Below are 20,272 nucleotides of genomic sequence, written 5' to 3'. Positions count from 1 at the left end.
CTATTTTCCTCTCGTAATGTCTCGGAAGGCGTGAACGCTGGCCTCGGCGAAGGCCTTGTCATTGATATGGGCATCAACTTCGATGAGCTTGCGGTTGGGGGCTGAAACCCATGCTGCGCGAATGGCATCGAAAAGTGCATGATCCGCCTGCGGATCGTGAAAAGGCTTTCCGGCTTGATCAATGGCGGAAATGCCCCGGAGCGGCAGCAGGAATCGCACCGGCCCCTCCATGCGGTTCACCCTCGCCATGATCCAGCGCCCGATGGCTTCGTTCTCCTCAGGCGTCGTGCGCATCAGCGTCACCTGCGGGTTGTGGATGTAGAGGTTTCGCGTGGAATAGACCTCCGGCACCGTCTCACGCCCGCCGAAATTCACCATGTCTACAGCGCCCACCGATCCCACCCAGGGAATGCGGCGGCGGTTCACGGCGCCGAAGCGATCCTCCGTACACGGCAGAACGCCGCCGAACAGATGGTCCGCCACCTCCGTCGTGGTGATGTCGAGTGCTGCGGTGATAAGCCCTGAATCGATCAGCTTCTCCAGGCATTGCCCGCCCGTGCCGGTGGCATGGAAGACGAAGCATTCGCAATCGCCCTCGATCAGCTGGCGGATCTGGGTGATCGCGGCTGTCGTCACCCCAAACATGGTGAGGCCCACGGCGCGCCGTGTCTCGCCGGAAGAGGGCACGGCATTGACGGCCATGCCGGTCGCGGCATGGGCCGCATTGCCGATCACCGTGCGGGTGATGGCGTTGAGGCCCGCAACATCCGCCACGGCATGCATCATCATGATGTCGGTCGGCCCCACATAGGGCGCCACATGGCCCGATGCCATGGTGGAGACCATCAGCTTTGGCACGCCGATGGGCAATGCCCGCATCGCTTGCGTCACCATCGAGGTGTTGCCGCCGCCGCCCAGCCCCAGCACCGCGCCGATGTCATCGCGCGAGAGCAGGAACTGGGTGAGAGCCTCCGCCATGGCCGTCACCGCGCGGCCGCGGTCCGCATGGCCCAGCACGGCATCCGCTCCGCGGGGGTGGTGGCGCGCCACCATCTCCGGCGTCACGTCTGCCGCTGCCGTGCTTGATGCCGTCGAAATATCGACAAGCAAGGCCGGGGCTCCCGCGGCCTGCACCCGCTCCACGGCGTAGCGCAGTTCCGCCTCCTTCGTATCACAGGTGCCGATGACGTAGACGCGCTTCACGTCACGCCTTCGCCCAGCCTTGCTTCATGTGGCGGAAGCCAAGCTTGTAAACCTCTTCCGGGTTCGGCGCGAAATCCCGCCACACGCGGGTTGCGGCGGCAAGCGCGGGAAGCGCGCGGCCAAAGGCCTCAATCGTCAGCCAGCCATCATATTTGGATTTCTTCAGCGCCTTGTAGGTCTCGGTCCAGGGCACATGTCCCTTGCCCGGCGTACCGCGATCATTCTCGGAAATATGGACATGCACCATATGCGGGCGGATGGTTTTGACCGCCGCGACCGGGTCCTTCTCCTCGATGTTGGAATGGAACGTGTCATACATGCCCTGAACATGCGGGTGGTCCACCTCATCGAGATAATCGTTGAGCTGCTGCATCGTATTCAGGAAATAGCATTCAAAGCGGTTCAAGGCTTCAAGCGCGAAGGTGACGCCCTTCTTGCCCGCATGGTCGCCAGCCCGCTTGTGGAAGGAGAGAGCGCGCTTCCGCTCCGCTGCCGTCGCTGGCCCGCCGGTGAAGAAACCCAGCTCCGAATGCATGGGCCCCCCAAGAATGGGGGCGCCCAGGGCGGCGGAGCAATCAATCGTCCACTTTGCATAGTCCAATGCGGCCTTTTGATGGGCCTTGTCGGAAGAGAGCGGGTTCTTTCCCTGAGGTCCGATGACACTCACCACCGTGCGCTCAAGCCCGATCTCATCCAGAAGCGCACCGAGCCTGGCATAGTGATCCGAGTCTCCTTCGAACATGGGAATTTCGACGCCGTCATAGCCCGTCTTCTTCAGGGCGCGGAGAACGGGTTCATGTTCGCGCGTGACGTGCGGCGTCCACAGCAGAAGATTGAAACCAAGCTTCATTCAGATTGCCCTCCCTTGAACGCCGCGCAGCACAAACCGTCTCGCGTGTGTTGTCAATTCCTGATATACGCCTCTCATTCCAAAACCCCGGGAGGACCCTTTTCATGAACAGCCCGCACGATCCCGCATCCGCCACCAACGCCGCATTGCTGAGGGCGCAAGTCTTCATGACGCCGTCACCCGTGCCGTCGATCTCGACCGAACTTCTGGTTTCCGCCGATGGCGAATTGAATCGCGAGCTTCACCATTTCCTGTTTGACCCGCCGTCTGATCCTGACCTCCTCAAGGGCAAGAAGATCGCCATCTGCTGCTCGAATGGCGTGGAAGAGGTGGAAATCGTCGGCGCCATGAAGTGGCTCACGGAGCATGGCGCAACCGTGCATGTGGTGGCCCCGCGCATTGGCGAGTTTCACCCCACGCTCGGCCTGCGCTTTCCGCCGCTGACCAAGACCCACGTGCTGGCGATCCGCCTGATGGAAAATGCCGGCTGGCTGCCGATTGATTGCTACATGGATGACGCGAAGATCGCGGATTACGACGCCTGCCTGTTTCCCGGCGGCTGCTGGAACCCGGACTTCCTGCGCGCTGACAAGGATGCCCAGAAATTCGTGCAGGACATGCTGGCTTCCGGCAAGCCCACCTGCGCAATCTGCCATGGCCAGTGGGTGATGGTGAGTGCCGGCATCCTCAAGGGCAAGAAGGCAACGGCCGTGTGGAACATTCACCCGGACCTCGCCAACGCCGGCGCCACCGTGCTGGACGAGCCCGTGGTGGTTGATGGGAACCTCATCACCGCCCGCTTCCCCTATGACCTGCCGCGCCTGGTGGAACAGCTGGTGAAGCAGCTGGTGAAGTAAACCAAGAGCACCACCACCTTCTCGTCATGGCCGGGCTTTGACCCGGCCATTTTTTTGAACCACGAAAGCAGGGGCCCGAGCCCGGGCATTGTGATTCGTTGAGATGGTGATCGAAATGATCAGCCGAACAGCGCAGGCGCTGTCTCGATGATGGTCCGCAGGCCGATCCCCACTGCAATCACCCCGGCCAGAACCTGCAACGCGCGGCTCGCCCAGGTGAGTGTGTTGGCGGTCCAGGACAGCGGAACCGCAATCACCGCGGAGAACATCGCCATTCCCAATATGGAGCCCGCTGCGAAGACCAGCATGAAGGTGACGCCGATGGGAAGGGACGGCGCGCTCGAAGCGGTGAGGGCCACGAGGGCGGCGGAGCCTGCCATGCCATGCATCATGCCGATGGCCAGGCTGCGGCCCCATTGGCCCTGCGGGTGGTTATGGGCATGGGCACTCAGCGCATGAACGGGCACATCGCCCGCGTGGCTGTGGGCGTGAAAATGCACCTCACCCGTGCGGTGGCGGTGGATATGGAAATGGATCCGCGCCTTGGCGATCGCATAGATCAGTCTCCCGCCCAGCAGCACCAACATGATACCCACGGCAAACTCGAGCCCACTGGCGAGCTTTTCACTGAGCGTCAGCTGCAGCGCATAGACCGCGCCACCGAAGGCGCCGAGCGTCAGCGCGTGGCCCACGCCCCACAGCGCACCATGGCGCACAATGCGGCTGACGCCGCGCTTGTCAGCGGCGACGGAGGCGACGGTAGCAATATGATCGGCCTCCAGCGCGTGCTGAAGGCCAAGCAGGAAACCGAAGAAAACCCAGGTGAGCATCACCGGTTTATAGCCGGTGCAAGGCCGGTGCGCACCGGTTGTTTGCGGCACAATGCGACGAAATGCGCTGGGCTACGCCAGATGGCAGCCGGGCTTCCTGTGGCCTGCGAGATATTCGCCGATCAATTGGCGGTAGCGGGTGGGGCCGAAGCTTGGGAAATGGCCGCCGTGAATAATGGAGACGGGGAGGGACCGTAGCCGCTCCAGCGTCTCCACGTAAACCGGCACATCGGAATGATAGGCATCATCGATCAGCGGCCCGTCATAGACGATGTCGCCTGAGAGGAAGATGCCGGTCTTGGCCTCGAACAGGCCGATGCCGCCAGGCGAGTGGCCGGGCGTATGCACCACTTCGAAGGCGCGGTTGCCGAGGTCGATCACGTCTGCCTGCTCAAGGCGGCGGCCGACTTGCGCAGGGCGCACCTGATAGTTTGCGGCGTCCCACCCCTCTGGCAGGCGGTCAAACATATCATCCGTCGCGTAGCGGTCAGCGAGCGTCCATTGATTGCGGGGGTCGGCGAGGATCTCCGCTTCGGCACTGTGCACGGCGCAGAGGCCGAATTCATGGTGGCAGCCGATGTGGTCGAAATGGGTGTGGCTCGCCACGCATGTGAGTTCCCGCTCTGAAACGAGCGGCACATGGGCGCGGAGGCTGAAATGGCCGAGGCCCGAATCGAACAGGAGATCGCGGTCCCGCCCGCGCACATGCCAGATGTTGCAGCGGAAGAACGGCTTGATCCACGGCTCATGGATCAGCGTTACATCATCGCCCATGCGGAGCGTCTCATACCAGTTTGCAGCGCCGATGCGGAGGTCCATGTTGCTAGTCCTTCAGAACGATCACATGCGCGGGGTCGATGGCCAGCATCACCTGCTGGCCCACGGAAACGGCGGCTGCGGCGGGAAGCCTGGCGAGAAGGGTAGTCTCTCCCGCCTGCGCCGTCACCCGCTTGAAACTTCCCTGATAGACGACGTCCTGAACCGTGGCGGCAATGGGCCCGCCAAGGGTGACGTGTTCCGGGCGGATCGCCACATGGCGCGCATCCAATCCTGCGGGGAAGCGGCCGAGGGGCGTATCGATCATGCCATAGGCTGCCGTGCCGGGAACAATGGTGCTCTCGCCCATGAAGGTTGCGGTGAAGCGTGTGGCCGGCCTGGCATAAACGCGCTCGGGCGGGCCCTGATCCTCGATGCGGCCGTGGTTCATGACCACGATGTGGTCCGCCAGTGCCATGGCCTCTTCCTGGTCATGCGTCACATGGATGAAGGCCGTGCCGACGCGCCGCTGGATCGCCTTCAACTCATCCTGCATCTGGCGGCGGAGCTTGAGATCGAGGGCGCCCAAAGGCTCATCAAGCAGCAGCACGGCGGGCTGCACCACAAGGGCGCGCGCCAGCGCCACCCGCTGGCGCTGGCCGCCGGAGAGCTGATGGGGCTTCCTTTCGAAGGAGGCTGAGAGACCCACGACATCGAGCATGGCGCGGGCCTGTGCCTCGCGCTCCCTCCGCGCCATGCCCATCATGCGCAGGCCGAAGCCCACATTGGCGCCGATCGACATGTGCGGGAACAGCGCATAGTCCTGGAACACCGTGGCCGTCGGGCGCTTGGCGGGCGCCATGGCGGTGCAGTCCTCACCCTTGATCAGCACGCGGCCCTGCTGGGGCGCGATGAACCCTCCGAGGATCGACAGCATCGTCGTCTTGCCGGAGCCTGAGGGTCCGAGCAGCACGGTGTAACTGTCATGTGCGAGGCTCAAGGACACATCGTCCAGCACGCGCGCTGCACCGAAGCTGTGGGAGACATGTTCGATGGCGACAAGGGCCGTCATTGCGGGCGCTTTCTGAAGGCAACGAGTTCGAAGATAATGGCGAGAAGGATGGAGACGCCGAAGACCAGCGCCCCCACAGCATTGGTCTTGGGGTTGAGGCCCGCACGCAGCAGGTTCCAGATTTCAACGGGGAGCGTGGTCTGAAACCGCGTGAGCAGGAAGGAGATGACGAACTCATCCCAGGAGAAGGTCATGGACAGGAAAAAGCTGGCGAAGAGAGCGGGCCACATCATGGGCGCGGTGATGAGCAGTAGCACCTTCATCTCACCTGCGCCCAGGTCCCGCGCGGCGCGCTCGATATTGGCCTGGTGCTCCCCCATCTGGCTGTAGATGATGGCAAAGCAGAGCGGCAGGTTGATCACCACATGGCCGATCCCTGCGGCCAGCAGCGATTTCGGAAGCCCGATCCAGTTGAAGAAGATCAGGAGGCCCATGCCGATGATGAGGTAGCTCACCGTCAAGGGCAGGGTAATCAGCCCACGGAGGATTGCCGAGGCCGGGAGATGAAACCTGGCAAAGCCCCAGGCCGAGAGGAATCCCAGCAGCGTTGCAAGCGCGGAGGTGACGAGTGCCACGACGACGGAGTTGACAAGACCCGACGTCAGCCGCGCGTCACTCAGTACCGCCTGATACCAGCGCAGGCTTGGGTCATTGAACGGCGGAATGGGAAACAGCGTGCCCTGGAAGGAGAACAGCACCAGCACCGCCACAGGCAGGAAAATGAAGCCGTAGAGCAGCAGGGCATAGAGGATGGCAAGCGGGCGGATCATCAGGCTCTCTCGATCTTCAGCCAGCGCGCGCAGGCGAGATAGGCGAGCGTCACGACGGCCATGAGGATGAGGGACAGGGCCGAGGCCGAGGCGAAGTCCCCGCGCCGGCCGATCTGCATCATGATCAGCTGCGGCATGAGCAGCTCATTGTTGCCGCCCAGAATCTGGGGCGTGATGTAGTCGCCGATCGCCAGCACGAAGGTGAGGAAGGCGCCGACCATGATTCCGGGAAGCGTCAAGGGCAGGATCACGTGAATGAAGGTCTGGAAGCCCGAGGCACCCAGGTCCGTTGCGGCCTTGCGGTAGTTGGGGGAGAGTTGCTTGAGATTCGCATAAATCGTCAGTGTCAGGAGCATCACGAAGAAATGCACGAAGCCGATCACCGTCGCGGCGCGTGTATTGGCGATCTGCACCGGTGCTGACAGGATGCCGGAGCTGACGAGCGCGGAATTGACCACGCCCCTTTCCGCCAGCACCAGAAGCCAGGAGTAGGAGCGCACCACATAGGAGGTCCAGAAGGGCAGCACCGCCAGCATGAGGGCCAGCCGCTGCCAGCGGTCCGGCACCATGAAGGCGAGGATCCAGGCGAAGGGATAAGCCAGCAGGACGGAGAAGAAGGTGACCATCAGCGTCACTTCCAGAGAATTGGTCAGCGCGCGCCAATAGCTCGGGTTGGTGAAGAATTGCGCATAGGCGGCAAGGCTCCATGTGCCGTCCTTGGACGAAAGGCTCATCACGCCCATGGCAATGAATGGCACGATGAAGAAGACCAGCGTCCACAGCAATGCCGGTGTGACGCTGGCCCAGCCGATACGCGATTGGGAAGCCGTGCTCACTGTGCCTGGAGCATTTCCGTCCACAGATCCTGCATTTTCTTGTCAAGCTCTTCGGATGGCGCGGGATAGCCCTGGGCGCGCTTCAGGAAGTCCGGCTGCTCGTCAAAGCGCAGGATCTTCTTCTGGTCATCGGTGAGAGCAGCCTGCTTGTTGGCCGGCATGCCCCAATAACAGGATGAGGTGGCGAGCCGCGCCTGGCCCTCCGGGCTCATGATGTACTGGATGAATTTCAGCGCCGCGTCCTTGTTCTTGGACTGGCTGAACATGGCGAGTGACTGCGACCACAGCACGGCCCCTTCCTTGGGGATGGAGAAGGCGAGGTCCGGGTTTTCCTTGGCGATGCCGGCCGTCACCCATTCGCCACCGCCCACCAGAATATCCGCTTCGCCGGTGGCCAGAGCGGTTTGGCTTGCCACCACATCGGTGACGGCCTTGGCATTGGCCTTCATCTTCAGCAGCACCTCTTTCAAGGCGGGAAGATCGGCCTCCGTCAGTTCGGACGTCTTCTTGCCGATCGACATGGCGGCGAGGCCCATCACCGGCAGGTAATAATCATAGATCGCGACCCGGCCCTTGTATTTGTTATTCGTCAGCACGCTGAGCGAGTCCATATCGGCGGGATCGGCCTTGGCCTTGTTGAAGCCGATGGTGTTGTATCCGAACTTCTCGGTGATGCCGTAGCGCTTGCCGTCGACCTTAGCGTATTGGTCCATCAGCACTTCCGGGAAGATGTCGGCAACGGGCAGCTTGTCATCCGGCAGCGGTTCGAACAGCCCGCGGTCGACGCCGCGGCGGACGTCCACCGTGTCGATCACCATCACGTCCCAGTCGCCAGGCTGCGACTGCTCGACGATGGCGAGGCCGGCACCGGTGCCTTCGAACTCCTTCACATTCACCTTGATGCCAGTGGCATCCTCGAAGGGCTTCAACAGGTTCGGGTCCGCGTGGTCGCACCAGACGAGCGCGTTCAGATCCGCGGCGGAGGCGGCGGCGTATGAACCTGCAATTGTGAGGGCCGCGATGGAGGCGCCGAAGAGACGGCGCGTGAGACGGTTGATGGTCATGTGTCGTTTCTCCCTGAAGGCCAAAAAACTGAACCAATTACAAAGTTGAGTCAATTCCAAAAATCCGGCAGACTGATGCAATGTCAGGCCTCCGGGAGAAGCAGAAAGCCCACCGCCATGACCGCATCCTCGATGCGGGCACCCGGCTGTTTCGCGAACAGGGCTATGAGCATGTGAAGATGGAGGCGATCGCCGCCGCCGCCGAGGTGTCAATCGGCACGATCTATAATTATTACCGCAACAAGGGCGACCTGCTGGTCGCAATCGTCTCCCTCGAGGTGGAGGAGGTGCTGAAGACCGGCGCGGAGGTGATCGCTGAGCCACCTGGCACGGCCGAGGCGGCGGTTGATGCGCTGGTCGGCGGCTATGTGGAGCATTCGCTGCACTACCTCTCGAAGGAGATGTGGCGGCAGGCAATGGCGATTTCGACCACCCAGCCCTCGAGCCCTTTCGGTGAGACCTATGCCGCCCTGGACGTGGCGCTGGCCCAGCAGACCTGCGAGCTGCTGCGGAAGCTCCAGGCGCTGGGAGTGCTGAGCCGGGAGGCGGATACGGACAGCCTGGGCGAGGTGATTTTCAACAACACCAATATGAATTTCATCGTGTTCGTGAAGTCAGAGACGATGGAGATGGCAGAGCTGCGGGCGCTGATTCGCCGCCAGCACAGGGCGGTGCTGTCTGGTTGGGTGTAAATCCTAGATACGGAATTTAGTCCTTGACAGCGCGCGCTCCTTGGGGTAGGAAAGGGTATTCTCGATAATTGGGTTCGAAGGATGAGGGGGGGGGGGCGCCGTTCCGCGCGAAGCATGTTCTCTGGCCCCCGGCAACGCGGCAAGCTGGTGCATTTCCACTGTGCTGGCCTTTCTGCTATCACCGGATCATCAGCCGCAGGAGATTGAACGATGAACAAGCCCGTGAACATGGCAGGCGCCACCAGTTGGGAACCTTCGCCCAACAATCTGGAGCCGTTCTGGATGGGATTCACGCCCAACCGCGCCTTCAAGAAGCGCCCGCGGATGATCGCCCGCGCCAAGGACATGCACTATTATGATATGGGCGGCCGCCCGATTCTCGATGGTTCTGCGGGCCTCTGGTGCTCCAATGCCGGGCACTGCCGTGAGCCGATCGTGGCGGCGATCCAGAAATCGGCCGCCGAGCTCGATTTCGCGCCCACCTTCCAGTTTGGCCACCCCAAGGTGTTCGAGCTGGCCGCGCGGCTTGCCACCATGGCACCGGGCGACCTGAACTATGCCTTCTTCTGCAATTCGGGCTCGGAAGCGGCTGACACGGCGCTGAAGATCGCGCTCGCCTATCACCGCGCCAATGGCGAGGCCAGCCGCACCCGGCTGATCGGCCGCGAGCGGGGCTACCACGGCGTGAATTTCGGCGGCATTTCCGTTGGCGGCATGGTTGCCAACCGCAAATGGTTCGGCGCCATGCTGGCGGGTGTGGACCACCTGCCGCACACCTACAACCGCAAGGAGCAGGCCTTCACGCGGGGTGAGCCGGAGTGGGGCGCGCACCTCGCCGACGAGCTCGAGCGTCTCGTGGCGCTGCATGATGCCTCCACCATTGCCGCGGTGATCGTGGAGCCGATGGCAGGCTCGACCGGCGTGCTGCCGCCGCCCAAGGGCTATTTGAAGCGCCTGCGCGAAATCTGCACCAAGCATGGCATCCTGCTGATTTTCGACGAGGTCATCACCGGCTTCGGCCGCCTGGGCCACGCTTTCGCCGCCGAGCGCTTCGGCGTGACGCCGGATATTCTGACCTTCGCCAAGGGCGTCACCTCCGGCACGGTGCCGATGGGCGGTTGCATGGTGCGCCAGGGCATCTACGACAAGTTCATGAATGGCGCCGACCATGTGATCGAGCTGTTCCACGGCTATACCTACACCGGCCACCCGATGGCGGCCGCGGCGGGTGTGGCCACCATGGACCTCTACCGTGACGAGCAGCTGTTCGAGAATGCCAAGAAGCTCGAAAATGTTTGGGCCGATGCCGCCTTCACGCTGCAGGGACACCCGCTGGTGGAGGATATCCGGACGATCGGCCTCGTTGCCGCGATCGACTTGAAGCCGATTGAAGGCTCGCCCGGCCTTCGCGCCTACAAGGCCATGGAAAACGGCTTCCATGATGTGGGCCTGCTGGTACGCATCACGGCGGATACGATTGCGCTCTCGCCGCCGCTGATTATCAACGAGAATCAGATCGACGAGATCTTTACCGACAAGCTGCCGAAGATCCTGGCCTCCATCGCCTGATCTCGTTTGCAGACGGCGGACGTGACCAAATACATCAGGGCCGGGGGGCGTTCCTCCGGCCTTTTCTGTTGGCAGACCGGTGACGGGGCTTCCCGCCCGGCGAAATTCGTGCGATTCCGAGAGAGAGTGCCATTTGGTCAAGAAACAGTTAATGTGGCATTCGTTTGTGTCGGTAAGCGGGGGTAAGGCAACAATGTCACGACACATGGTGCCTGTGATGCTGGGGCTCACAGTGTTTCCATTGGCTGCGATCGGCATCGCGGCCTATCTCGTCGTGTCTGCCGGGCCACAGCTGACGGCCGTGGCTGGCGCCATTCTTCTCCTGTCCTGCTGCATCCTCGTCGCTGCGACCGTTGCCATGGTGAAGCTCTCCCGTCATGAGGACTGGCTCTGGTCGCAGCAGGATGCGCTGCGCGACCTCGCTGGAAAGTCGGAGGAGGCGCTGTCCCGAATCGCTGCGATCGAAATTCGCGGCAAAGAGCCCATGCCGGCGGGCCGCGTCGATGAAATGGCCATGGAAATGGGGGCGCTGCGCCGCGAGGTGCGTGAGGCCATGAAGGACCTGAGGCGGCCCGCCCCGCCACATGACCGCCACGCCGAAGCGCCGCCACCGCCCCTCGAGCCCGAAGCCACACATGAGCCGGAGGTGCAGGGACCTGCACCGGCCCCCATGCCGGCAGGCCGCGAACAGCTGAACCTCATGCTGGAGCCCGTCGTCGAACTCTCGACCGGCACCACCACCCATTACCGGGCGCTGCTGGCTTTGGCCGACGGGCGCGGCAACATGGTCCGCCATGAGGAGCTGATGCAGAAGGCGGACCAAGGCGGCATGCGGCCCGCCCTTGACGTGCGCATGGTGCGCATGTCCGCCCCCGTGCTGCGCCGCCTGCGCCAGCGCAACCCCGGCCTGCGCATTTTCGTGCCCATGGGCCGGGCGACATTGTCCACCCTCGAGGAGGCGGGCCGCCTGCTGGCCCTGCTGCAGCGCGATGGCGATGTGGCGAGCGGCATGGTGTTCGAGTTCGCCCAGCAGGACCTGGGCCGTCTCGACCCTGCAGGGATCGAGAACCTGGCGCGGCTTGCCCGCTCCGGCGCCACGCTGGCGCTGCGCGACGTCTATGTGGGCGGGCTTGATCTTGCCGCGCTGCGCCAGCTCGGCGTGCGCTTCCTCTCCTTCCCGCCCCATGCGGTGGATGCGGGCTCAGGCCCCAATTCCAACTGGAATGATTTCGTGAAGAGCGCCAAGGCCCTGCAGATCCAGATCGTGGTGGGCGACATCAAGACGCCGCAGCAGGCGACGGCCGCAAGCAAATTCTCGCGCTATGGCCATGGGCCCTTCTTCGCGCCGCCGCGCAAGGTGAGGCCCGATGCGGGCGTTGCCCCCTCCGCCGCCCGCAGCGCCGCCGACGTGGCCTGACGCGAACGTGCCATGATGCAGCGCCTGTCTGACGCCTATCCCGTGTGGTTCTGTGACATCTGGGGTGTGGTGCACAATGGGGTTCAGCCCTTTCCCATCACCATTGCCGCGCTGAAGCGCCACCGTGCCGAAGGCGGCGCCGTCATCCTCGTCACCAACTCGCCGCGCAGCCATTTGGGTGTTGAAGCGCAATTGCGCGAGATTGGCGTCGATCCGGAGAGCCATGATGCGATCGTCACCTCCGGTGACGTGACCCAGGTTCTGATGCGGCTCCATGGTGGTGGCCGCGTGTTTCACTTAGGCGCTGCGCGCGACCATTCGATTTACGCGGGAACGGGCGTCGAGCGGGTGGAGATCGGGGAAGCCAGGGCGGTGCTTTGCACCGGGCTGTTCGACGACCTGAATGACCGCCTCGAAGACTATGACGGGCTGCTGGATGAGATGAAGCAGCGGGGTCTCACCATGATCTGTGCCAATCCGGACAAGATCGTGAAGAAGGGTGACCGCATCCTGTGGTGCGCGGGAAAGCTCGCCGAGCTTTATGCCTCGCGGGGCGGCGAGGTGCTGATGGCGGGAAAGCCCTTCGCGCCGATCTATGACCTGGCGCTGGCCGAAGCCTCGCGCATCACCGGGCGGGAGATTGACCGCGCGGAGGTGCTGGCAATCGGTGATGGGCCCGAGACAGATATCCGCGGTGCTGCGGACTATGGCCTTGACGCCCTTCTTGTTGCAGAAGGGGTGACCGATGCGAGCGAGGGGCTCCACGTGGTGGAGGCGCAGGTGCTAGAAGCCGTGCCCCATGCCCGCATCGTGGCAACCGTCCATGACCTTGGATGGGCTTGACGAAGGAACTGGAATGCAACTGATCACGGGCCACCAGCCCGTTCCTGACATGTGCCGGGGCGGCGTCGTGGCCATCGGCAATTTCGATGGCCTCCACCGCGGGCACCAGACGCTGCTTGCCGTTGCGGAGGCGGAGAGCGTGAAGCTTGGCCGCCCCTGGGGCGTGCTGAGCTTCGAGCCGCACCCCCGGAGCTTTTTCCGGCCGGATGAGCCGGTGTTCCGGCTGACACCCGAAGCGCTGAAGGCGCGGCTTCTGGCGGCGCTGGGCGCTTCCTTCATGGCCGTTCTGCCCTTTGACCGGGACCTCTCTGAATTGTCCCCCGAAGACTTCGTGATCCGCCATCTGGTGGAGGGGCTTCAGGCTGCGCATGTGGTGATGGGCTATGATTTCCACTTCGGCAAGGGCCGGAAGGGGAGCCCCGCCATCATGGCGGAGCTGGGCCAGAAGCTGGGCTTCGGTGTTACCATCGTGGAGCAGGTGACGGATGAGGGCGACCAGCATTCGCCCTTCTCGTCGAGCGCCATCCGCCAGGCGCTGCGCCACGGCCATGTGACCGCCGCCGCGCGCGACCTGGGCTATCACTGGACGGTGCTGGGCGAAGTTGTGAAGGGCGACCAGCGGGGGCGGACGATCGGCTTTCCCACGCTCAACATCGTGCTGGAGAAAGGGGCAGACCCGGTCCGCGGCATCTATGCCGTGCGGGTGCGTGATGCGGACGTGCAGGGCGCGCCCATTTGGGCGGGGGCAGGCTATTTCGGTGACCGGCCCACCTTCGACACGGGCCGCACCTTTCTCGAGGTCTATCTGATCGGTTTCGAGGGCGATCTCTACGGGCACCAGGTGTTCGTGGAGTTCGTTGACCTGATCCGCCCCGACAAGCGGTTCTCCTCAATCGACGAACTGGTCACCCAGATGAAGGCCGATTGCGCCGCCGCGCTGAAGCGCCTGGAAGCTGAAGATCCCATCACCGCCTTCCCGTTGGGCAGGCTGCAGGCAGAAGGGCGGATCTGATTCGAGCTGGTTTGTGGGCGCGGCGCCTTAAGCCGCGAGCCGTGCATTCTGCTTCCGCTGCCGCCCGTCCAGCCAGATGATGGCGAGGCCGGCGAGCGCCACCAGCACCATGCCGGAGACCGCGAGCGTGTTGGGCACGTCGCCGAACAGGATGAGGCCTGAGAGCACGGCCCAGATCGTGAGCGTGTACATGAAGGGCGCAACGGTGCGGGCTTCGCCGATCCTATAGGTCATGTAGAGCAGGAAGTGGCCGGCAACACCGGTGGCACCGGCCAGCGCCATCAGCAGAATGTCACGCGTGCCGGGCATGACCGGCGTTTCGAAGATGAGCATGCCGATGAGGCCCGTCAGCGCCAGCAGCACGAGCACCGTGAAGGTGGCGACCAGCGGCGGCATGCCGCGCGGCACATTGGGCGTCATCAGGTCCCGCGCGGCGGATGCAATCGCGGTGATGAAGGCGAGGCCCGCCATGGCCGAGACGGCCCCTGTGCCGGGCTGGGCCACCAGAAGGGCGCCCACAATCCCCAGCAGCACGAGAAACAGGCGCATGAGCCCCAGCTTTTCGCTGCGGAAAGCCCAGGCGCCCAGCAGCACGAAAAGCGGGCAGGTTTGGGCAATGGCTGTGAGATCGGCGATGGCGATGAAGGCGAGCGCCGAGGTGAAGGAGAGATTGGCCACCACTTCAAGGACGCCGCGGCCCACGAGCCATTTATCGAACATGCGCGGCAGATGCGCGAACTGGCCCATGGCAAGAATGAGGGTGAAGCAGATCGTCACCGAGGCGATGCCGCGCATGAGCATGAGTTCGAACAGCGGCGCGTTCTGCAGCGCCAGCTTCATGCAGCTGTCAGACGTGACGAACACGCCCATCGCAATCACCATCGCGAGGATGGCGCGGAGATTGGAGGGCGCGGTCACGCCCATCTTAACTGCCGGGCTTCGAAGGATCCAGCAGGCGGTGCAGATGGACGATGAAATAGCGCATCTGGGCGTTGTCCAGCGTTTCCCGCGCTTTGCCCAGCCAGGCATTATAGGCCTCGGCATAGTTCGGGTAGAAGCCCACCACATCGAGCTTGTGGAGGTCCCGGAAGGTCACCGAACTGACGTCATCGAGCTCGCCACCGAAAACGAGGTGAAGAAGCTGGGTGTCGGGCTTGGCGGCGGCTGTCGTCATGTCATCCTCAGGGCATTGATGAGCGCCGCATGGCGCTTCGCACCTGCAGCAACGAGGCCTTGCTGCCACGGGTCGGGCTTGTTGTAAATGTATCCTTCTCCGGAAATGCCGGAAACGGCACCGCCTGCTTCGATCACGAGCAATTCGCCCGCGGCCAGGTCCCAGTCATTGCGCTTTCCGGCCGACACCGCGCCGTCGAGCCTCCCGGCCGCAACATAGGCGAGGCGAAGCTGCAGCGGCAGTGACCCACTGGGATCGGCCGCGATGCCATGGTGGGAGAGGCTGGCCAGCGCCTTGCGGTTTCCCGCAATATTCGCGCCTTCAAGCGAGCCCGAATCGGGGATTTCCAGCGCGCTGCCATTGAGGAGCGCGCCTTCGCCGGCGATTGCCGAATAGAACTCATCGCGCATCGGGCGGTAGACCGCCGCGAGCACAGGCCGGCCAGATACGGCGAGGGCCACCGCCACACACCATTCCTGGCGGCCTTCGATGAAGGCGCGGGTGCCGTCTATGGGGTCGATGATCCAGAGCCTGTCCTGCTTCATGCGCTCTGCCGGATCATCCGGCGTTTCCTCGGAAAGCCAGCCGTAGCCCGGCCTTACCGCCTTCAGCCGCTCCTCGAAGAAGACGTTGATGGCGAGATCGCCTTCGGTCACCTCCGAGCCATCGGGCTTGGTCCAGCGCTGGAGATCGCTGCGGCGGGTGAGGGATCGGCCGAGTTCTCCCGCCTCGCGGACGGCCTCGAAAAGCAGCGCGGCGTCTTCCTTGAGCGCGTCAGACACCGGCAATGGTCAGGCCTTCGACCAGGCAGTTGGGCGCATTGACCGAGGCGCGGAATTCGAGATTGCTGGCGGGCACAATGGTCTTGAACATGTCCTTCAGGTTTCCGGCAATGGTGATCTCGCTGACCGGAAACGTCAGCTCGCCATTTTCGATCCAGTAGCCCGAAGCGCCGCGGCTGTAATCGCCCGTCACCGTGTTGACGGAGGAGCCGATGAGCTCCGTCACATAGAGGCCCTGGGAGATCGCCTTGATCTGCTCCTCCGGCGATTGCGCGCCGGCGGGCAGGAAGACGTTGGAGGTGGAGGGCCCGCCGCGCGAGCCTTGGCCCGTGGGGGCAAGGCCCAGCTGCCGGGCCGAGCGCAAATCCAGGATCCAGCCGGAGAGAACACCGTTCTCGATCAGCGCCCTCCGGGTGCAGCCAAGCCCCTCGCCATCGAAGGGGCGGGAGCCCATCCCCCGCAGCATGTGCGGGTCTTCGATGATGGAAATATGAGAGCCGAAGACCTGCTGGCCCAGGGACTCCTTCAGGAACGAAGTGCCGCGCGCGATGGCCGCGCCATTGATGGCGCCGAGCAGATGGCCGATGAGCCCGGAGGCTACGCGCCGGTCATAGATCACCGGTACGGATTGCGACTTCACCTTGCGCGGGTTGACGCGCTTCACCGCGCGCTCGCCGGCGCTGCGGCCAATGGTTTCCGGGTCCCTGAGGTCCACGAAGTGGATGGCGGAGGTGTAATCGTAGTCGCGCTGCATGCCGAGGCCTTCACCGGCGATTGCCGACATCGAGAGGCCCACACCGGTGCGCCGGTAGCCTTGCGCGAAACCGTTCGAAATGACGACACCGACCGAGGTTTCACTGCGCGACGCGCCAGCACCCGCGGATTTGGTGACGCCCGGAACGGCGAGCCCCGATGCTTCCGCACGGCGGGCAAGCTCTTCCAGCGCTTGTGGATCGGGCAAGTCATTGGCGGCGAGATCGAGTTCCGGGATCACCGTGGCGATCTGCCCCGGATCGGCAATGCCGGCAAAAGGATCAGGCGGCGCGAGCCGTGCCATGTTGAGCGCGGTTTCGGCCAGGCGGTGGATGGCCTCTCTGGTCAGCACGCTTCCCGAAATCGAGGCGGAGGATTTCCCCGCATAGACTTTGAGGCTGATGTCACGCGCTTCCGATTGCTCAACCTTCTCGATCTTGCCGTCGAGAATGGCAATTTCCGTGGAGCGGCCATCTGCGGCAACGGCGTGCACCGCATCGGCGCCGAGTTTAAGCGCATGTGAAACGGCTTCGCTTGCGAGCGAGAGGAGTTCGTCAGTCATGTGAGGAGTGAATCCAGGAGGAAGCCGAAGGTGATGATGAGGCCAAATATGCGGTTTGATCTGAAAAGTTCAAGGCAGCGCTGCGAATTGGCGGGATCAAAGCGCGAAAGCTGCCAGGCCGCCTGAAGGGCCGCACCCGCAAGACCCACATGCGCGATGATGCTGCCATGGGCCAGCCACACCGCCGCATCGATGAAGACGAGCGCCAGGGTGAAGAACAGGCCCAGCCACCAGATTGAGCGATCGCCGAATTTGAGCGCGGTGGACTTGACGCCGATCAGCGCGTCATCCTCCTTGTCCTGGTGGGCGTAGATCGTGTCATAGGCGAGTGTCCAGCAGATGCCGCCCGCGTAGAGCAGCAGGGGTGCAGCGGAGAGGCCGCCGTGGAGCGAGGCCCAGCCCACCAGAGCCCCCCAGTTGAAGGCCAGCCCCAGCACGCCCTGAGGCCAATAGGTGATGCGCTTCATGAAGGGGTAGACCGCCACGATCAGAAGCGAGGCCGCGCCTAAGAACACTGTGAACCAGTTGAACTGAAGAAGCACCGCGAGCCCGCCGAGGCTGAGCGCCACGAGGAAGAGAAAGGCCCGCCTGACGCTCACCTGTCCTGCGGGAATGGGCCGGAGTCTGGTGCGCTCCACCAGCCCATCGTAATTCCGGTCCGCAATGTCGTTGAGCGTGCAGCCCGCCCCGCGCATGAGCACGGCGCCCACGAAGAACAGAGCCACATAGACGAGGTTCGGCAGCCCGCCGCCCAGTGCGATCTGGCCCAGCGCCAGGCCCCACCAGCAGGGCAACAGCAGCAGCCACCAGCCGATTGGCCGTTCGAGCCGCATGAGCCGCGCATAGGGCCTCAGGGCCTTGGGCAGCACCCGGTCCGCCCAATGGTCCGGCAGCGCGTCGGCAACGCGGCCGGCTTGCGCATTTGCGGGGCGGCTGGCTTCAATCATGGGCGCGGTGTACATCAGCTCTGCCATGAAGACCACCCCTCGCCTCCACCTCGAGTCCGACCTCGCACATCAGCGGGAAATCCCACTTGCACGCGAACAGGCCCATTATCTGACGGGCGTTCTCAGGCTTGGCCCCGGAGACCCCGTCCATGTGTTCAATGCGCGTGACGGCGAGTGGCTGTCCTATCTGACGGACGTCAGCAAGAAGGGTGCGGCCCTGCGCTGCGAGCGCCAGCTGTCCGCCGTGACCCCGCCGCCCGACATCGACTATTGTTTTGCACCCCTCAAACATGCGCGGCTCGATTATGTGGTGCAGAAGGCAACAGAGCTGGGGGTGAGACGGCTTCGCCCCGTCATCACCCAGCGGACCATTGCCGAGCGCGTCAATCTCGAGCGCATGAAGGCCAATGTGATCGAGGCAGCCGAGCAGTGCAATCTGGTGTTCGTTCCGGACGTGATGGAGCCCGTGAAGCTGCCGCGGCTGCTACTGGAGTGGGAGCAAAATCGCGCGCTGGTCTATTGTGATGAAACCGCTGGGATTGCCGATCCGCTGTTGGCGCTGAAGCCGCTGAGTGCCCCTGCCGCCGTCATCATCGGACCGGAGGGCGGGTTCACGGAGGAGGAGAAACGGCTGCTCAAATCACACAGCTTTGTCACGGCAATTTCACTTGGGCCCCGCATCATGCGGGCGGATACCGCAGCGGTCGCGGCCTTGACCATGATTCAGGCCGTGCTGGGCGATTGGCACGGCAATTCGGCATAAGGGAAGCGCCAAATCTTTGTCTTGCCCGTTTCAGGGCAGCCGCCTACATCCCTTGACACAATTTTGACAGGAACCATCCCGTGAGCGGACCCACCCCCGACACGCCTAAGGCGCGCATGCCGATCGAAAACAAGGCCCAGCTCATTGCGGAGCTGGCCTCGGGCGGAAAGCCAAAGGACCAGTGGCGGATCGGCACGGAGCACGAGAAATTCCCGTTCCTCACCGATACGCTGGCGCCCGTGCCCTATCACGGCCCCCGCTCCATCAAGGCGCTGCTCGATGGCCTGAAAGAGCGGTATGGCTGGACCGGCGTCTATGAGGGCGAGAACATCATCGCGCTGTCTGACCCCAATGGCTTAGGGAACGTGTCGCTGGAGCCGGGCGGTCAGTTCGAACTGTCGGGCGGGCTCGTCAATTCCGTGCATGACACTTGCGAGGAGGTGCATGAGCACTTAACGCAGGTGCGCGAAGTCGGTGACAGACTGGGCATCGGATTCTTGGGGCTTGGCGCCTCGCCCTTGTGGAGCAGGGCGGAAACGCCGGTGATGCCCAAGGGCCGCTACGGCATCATGGCGCCCTATATGGACAAGGTCGGAAGCCTTGGCCGGGACATGATGTTCCGCACCTGCACGGTTCAGGTGAACCTCGATTTCGCCTCGGAAGCGGACATGGTGCAGAAGCTGCGCGTTTCGCTGGCGCTGCAGCCGGTGGCCACGGCGCTGTTCGCCAATTCGCCGTTCCTCGATGGGAAGCCAAACGGATTTCTGTCCTATCGCTCCGAAGTCTGGCGCGATACGGACAATCAGCGCTCCGGCATGCTGCCCTTCGCCTTCGAACCGGGCTTCGGCTTCGAGCAATATGTCGATTACGCGCTCGATGTGCCGATGTATTTCGTGATGCGCGATGGCCAGTACATCAACACGGCGGGTGAAAGCTTCCGCGCCTTTTTGGACGGCCGACTGCCGCAATTGCCGGGCGAAAAGCCGGTGCTGAAGGATTGGGCCGATCACCTGACCACCATCTTCCCGGAAGTGCGGCTCAAGAAATATCTCGAAATGCGCGGTGCTGATTCAGGCCCATGGCGCAGGCTTTGCGCGCTTCCCGCGCTGTGGGTGGGGCTTCTCTATCACCAGCCCTCGCTCGATGCGGCGTGGGACCTCGTCAAGGACTGGACGGTGGAGGAGCGCCAGCAACTGCGCGACGATGTGCCGAAACAGGCGCTCCATGCGGTGATCCGCGGGCGCAAGCTTCAGGAGCTGGCGAAAGAGGTGCTGGCGCTGGCCCGCCAGGGCCTCGAAGCGCGCGCGCTTCATGGCTGCAAGGGCCGGACCGAGTCCGCCTTCCTCGACCCGCTGGACGAGATTGCCGCGACGGGAAAGACCGCAGCCGAACATCTGCTCGAACTGTACAATGGCCCCTGGCACGGGGATGTCCGCCGCGTGTTCCGCGATTTTGCTTACTGACGTTCAAGTTCCCTTCTCCCATCGGCTGCGCCGGCGGAAGAAGGGAAAACAATCAGA

21 protein-coding genes are annotated in these 20,272 nt (G+C 63.5%); 8 read left to right on the top strand and 13 right to left on the bottom strand.

Going from position 1 to position 20,272, the window contains the following annotated elements; genetic code table 11:
• On the bottom strand, positions 1-1,203 hold the full coding sequence (locus tag ACO06F_RS09095) for a Tm-1-like ATP-binding domain-containing protein (RefSeq protein WP_421696367.1): 1,203 nt from the start codon (positions 1,201-1,203) through the stop codon (positions 1-3).
• Position 1,204: 1 nt separating this feature from the next.
• Entirely contained in the window at positions 1,205-2,053 is an 849-nt protein-coding gene (locus ACO06F_RS09090; RefSeq protein ID WP_421696366.1) for a sugar phosphate isomerase/epimerase family protein, read from the bottom strand.
• A 104-nt stretch (positions 2,054-2,157) separates the two neighbouring features.
• On the opposite strand from ACO06F_RS09090, the gene ACO06F_RS09085 reads away from it, so the two are divergent.
• Positions 2,158-2,910: a DJ-1/PfpI family protein gene (locus ACO06F_RS09085; RefSeq protein ID WP_421696365.1), complete on the top strand. Its 753-nt coding sequence runs from the start codon at positions 2,158-2,160 to the stop codon at positions 2,908-2,910.
• A 119-nt stretch (positions 2,911-3,029) separates the two neighbouring features.
• Here the strand turns inward: ACO06F_RS09085 and ACO06F_RS09080 are convergent, their stop codons facing one another.
• From ACO06F_RS09080 to ACO06F_RS09055, 6 genes are all read right to left on the bottom strand, one after another.
• Positions 3,030-3,740, bottom strand: coding sequence for an urease accessory protein (locus tag ACO06F_RS09080; protein WP_421696364.1), 711 nt, complete (start codon positions 3,738-3,740; stop codon positions 3,030-3,032).
• A gap of 72 nt (positions 3,741-3,812) precedes the next feature.
• Positions 3,813-4,559 (bottom strand): MBL fold metallo-hydrolase, encoded by a 747-nt coding sequence (locus ACO06F_RS09075; RefSeq protein ID WP_421696363.1) that lies wholly within the window; start codon positions 4,557-4,559, stop codon positions 3,813-3,815.
• 4 nt (positions 4,560-4,563) lie between these two features.
• Positions 4,564-5,568 (bottom strand): ABC transporter ATP-binding protein, encoded by a 1,005-nt coding sequence (locus ACO06F_RS09070; RefSeq protein ID WP_421696362.1) that lies wholly within the window; start codon positions 5,566-5,568, stop codon positions 4,564-4,566.
• Positions 5,565-6,338, bottom strand: coding sequence for an ABC transporter permease (locus ACO06F_RS09065; protein WP_421696361.1), 774 nt, complete (start codon positions 6,336-6,338; stop codon positions 5,565-5,567). The genes ACO06F_RS09070 and ACO06F_RS09065 overlap by 4 nt, the downstream gene beginning before the upstream one ends.
• Positions 6,338-7,174, bottom strand: a complete 837-nt coding sequence (locus tag ACO06F_RS09060; protein ID WP_421696360.1) for an ABC transporter permease — start codon at positions 7,172-7,174, stop codon at positions 6,338-6,340. The genes ACO06F_RS09065 and ACO06F_RS09060 overlap by 1 nt, the downstream gene beginning before the upstream one ends.
• A complete protein-coding gene (locus tag ACO06F_RS09055) occupies positions 7,171-8,238 on the bottom strand; it encodes a polyamine ABC transporter substrate-binding protein (RefSeq protein ID WP_421696359.1) in 1,068 nt (355 codons plus the stop codon). Before ACO06F_RS09055 ends, ACO06F_RS09060 begins: the two co-directional genes overlap by 4 nt.
• Positions 8,239-8,318: 80 nt before the next feature.
• Between ACO06F_RS09055 and ACO06F_RS09050 the strand changes: the two genes are divergently transcribed.
• The 5 genes from ACO06F_RS09050 (at position 8,319) to ACO06F_RS09030 (ending at position 13,771) form a co-directional block, all read left to right on the top strand.
• The gene (locus ACO06F_RS09050; RefSeq protein ID WP_421696358.1) at positions 8,319-8,930 is read left to right on the top strand and encodes a TetR/AcrR family transcriptional regulator; all 612 of its coding nucleotides are present in this window, start codon (positions 8,319-8,321) and stop codon (positions 8,928-8,930) included.
• A gap of 210 nt (positions 8,931-9,140) precedes the next feature.
• A complete protein-coding gene (locus ACO06F_RS09045; protein ID WP_421696357.1) occupies positions 9,141-10,499 on the top strand; it encodes an aspartate aminotransferase family protein in 1,359 nt (452 codons plus the stop codon).
• Positions 10,500-10,692: 193 nt separating this feature from the next.
• On the top strand, positions 10,693-11,916 hold the full coding sequence (locus ACO06F_RS09040) for an EAL domain-containing protein (protein ID WP_421696356.1): 1,224 nt from the start codon (positions 10,693-10,695) through the stop codon (positions 11,914-11,916).
• A gap of 12 nt (positions 11,917-11,928) precedes the next feature.
• The gene (locus tag ACO06F_RS09035; protein ID WP_421696355.1) at positions 11,929-12,759 is read left to right on the top strand and encodes a TIGR01459 family HAD-type hydrolase; all 831 of its coding nucleotides are present in this window, start codon (positions 11,929-11,931) and stop codon (positions 12,757-12,759) included.
• A 13-nt stretch (positions 12,760-12,772) separates the two neighbouring features.
• Entirely contained in the window at positions 12,773-13,771 is a 999-nt protein-coding gene (locus ACO06F_RS09030; RefSeq protein ID WP_421696354.1) for a bifunctional riboflavin kinase/FAD synthetase, read from the top strand.
• Positions 13,772-13,798: 27 nt separating this feature from the next.
• On the opposite strand, the gene ACO06F_RS09025 is transcribed toward ACO06F_RS09030, so the two are convergent.
• The 5 genes from ACO06F_RS09025 to ubiA are packed head-to-tail and all read right to left on the bottom strand — an operon-like array spanning position 13,799 to position 18,016.
• Positions 13,799-14,689: a DMT family transporter gene (locus ACO06F_RS09025; protein WP_421696353.1), complete on the bottom strand. Its 891-nt coding sequence runs from the start codon at positions 14,687-14,689 to the stop codon at positions 13,799-13,801.
• A gap of 7 nt (positions 14,690-14,696) precedes the next feature.
• Positions 14,697-14,945, bottom strand: a complete 249-nt coding sequence (locus ACO06F_RS09020) for a DUF4170 domain-containing protein (RefSeq protein WP_421696352.1) — start codon at positions 14,943-14,945, stop codon at positions 14,697-14,699.
• Entirely contained in the window at positions 14,942-15,727 is a 786-nt protein-coding gene (locus ACO06F_RS09015; protein WP_421696653.1) for a 3'(2'),5'-bisphosphate nucleotidase CysQ, read from the bottom strand. Before ACO06F_RS09015 ends, ACO06F_RS09020 begins: the two co-directional genes overlap by 4 nt.
• Complete coding sequence (locus ACO06F_RS09010; RefSeq protein WP_421696351.1) at positions 15,720-17,042, bottom strand: TldD/PmbA family protein; 1,323 nt, start codon at positions 17,040-17,042, stop codon at positions 15,720-15,722. Before ACO06F_RS09010 ends, ACO06F_RS09015 begins: the two co-directional genes overlap by 8 nt.
• Positions 17,039-18,016, bottom strand: a complete 978-nt coding sequence (gene ubiA / locus ACO06F_RS09005; RefSeq protein WP_421696350.1) for a 4-hydroxybenzoate octaprenyltransferase — start codon at positions 18,014-18,016, stop codon at positions 17,039-17,041. Before ubiA ends, ACO06F_RS09010 begins: the two co-directional genes overlap by 4 nt.
• Between ubiA and ACO06F_RS09000 the strand changes: the two genes are divergently transcribed.
• Positions 18,015-18,752 (top strand): 16S rRNA (uracil(1498)-N(3))-methyltransferase, encoded by a 738-nt coding sequence (locus tag ACO06F_RS09000; protein ID WP_421696349.1) that lies wholly within the window; start codon positions 18,015-18,017, stop codon positions 18,750-18,752. The genes ubiA and ACO06F_RS09000 overlap by 2 nt on opposite strands.
• 116 nt (positions 18,753-18,868) lie before the next feature.
• Positions 18,869-20,215, top strand: a complete 1,347-nt coding sequence (locus ACO06F_RS08995; RefSeq protein WP_421696652.1) for a glutamate--cysteine ligase — start codon at positions 18,869-18,871, stop codon at positions 20,213-20,215.
• The last annotated feature ends 57 nt before the right edge of the window (positions 20,216-20,272 follow it).

It is taken from the genome of Aestuariivirga sp., assembly GCF_965227715.1.
Classification (GTDB): domain Bacteria; phylum Pseudomonadota; class Alphaproteobacteria; order Rhizobiales; family Aestuariivirgaceae; genus Aestuariivirga.
This window is presented reverse-complemented; position numbering and strand designations above follow the sequence as displayed.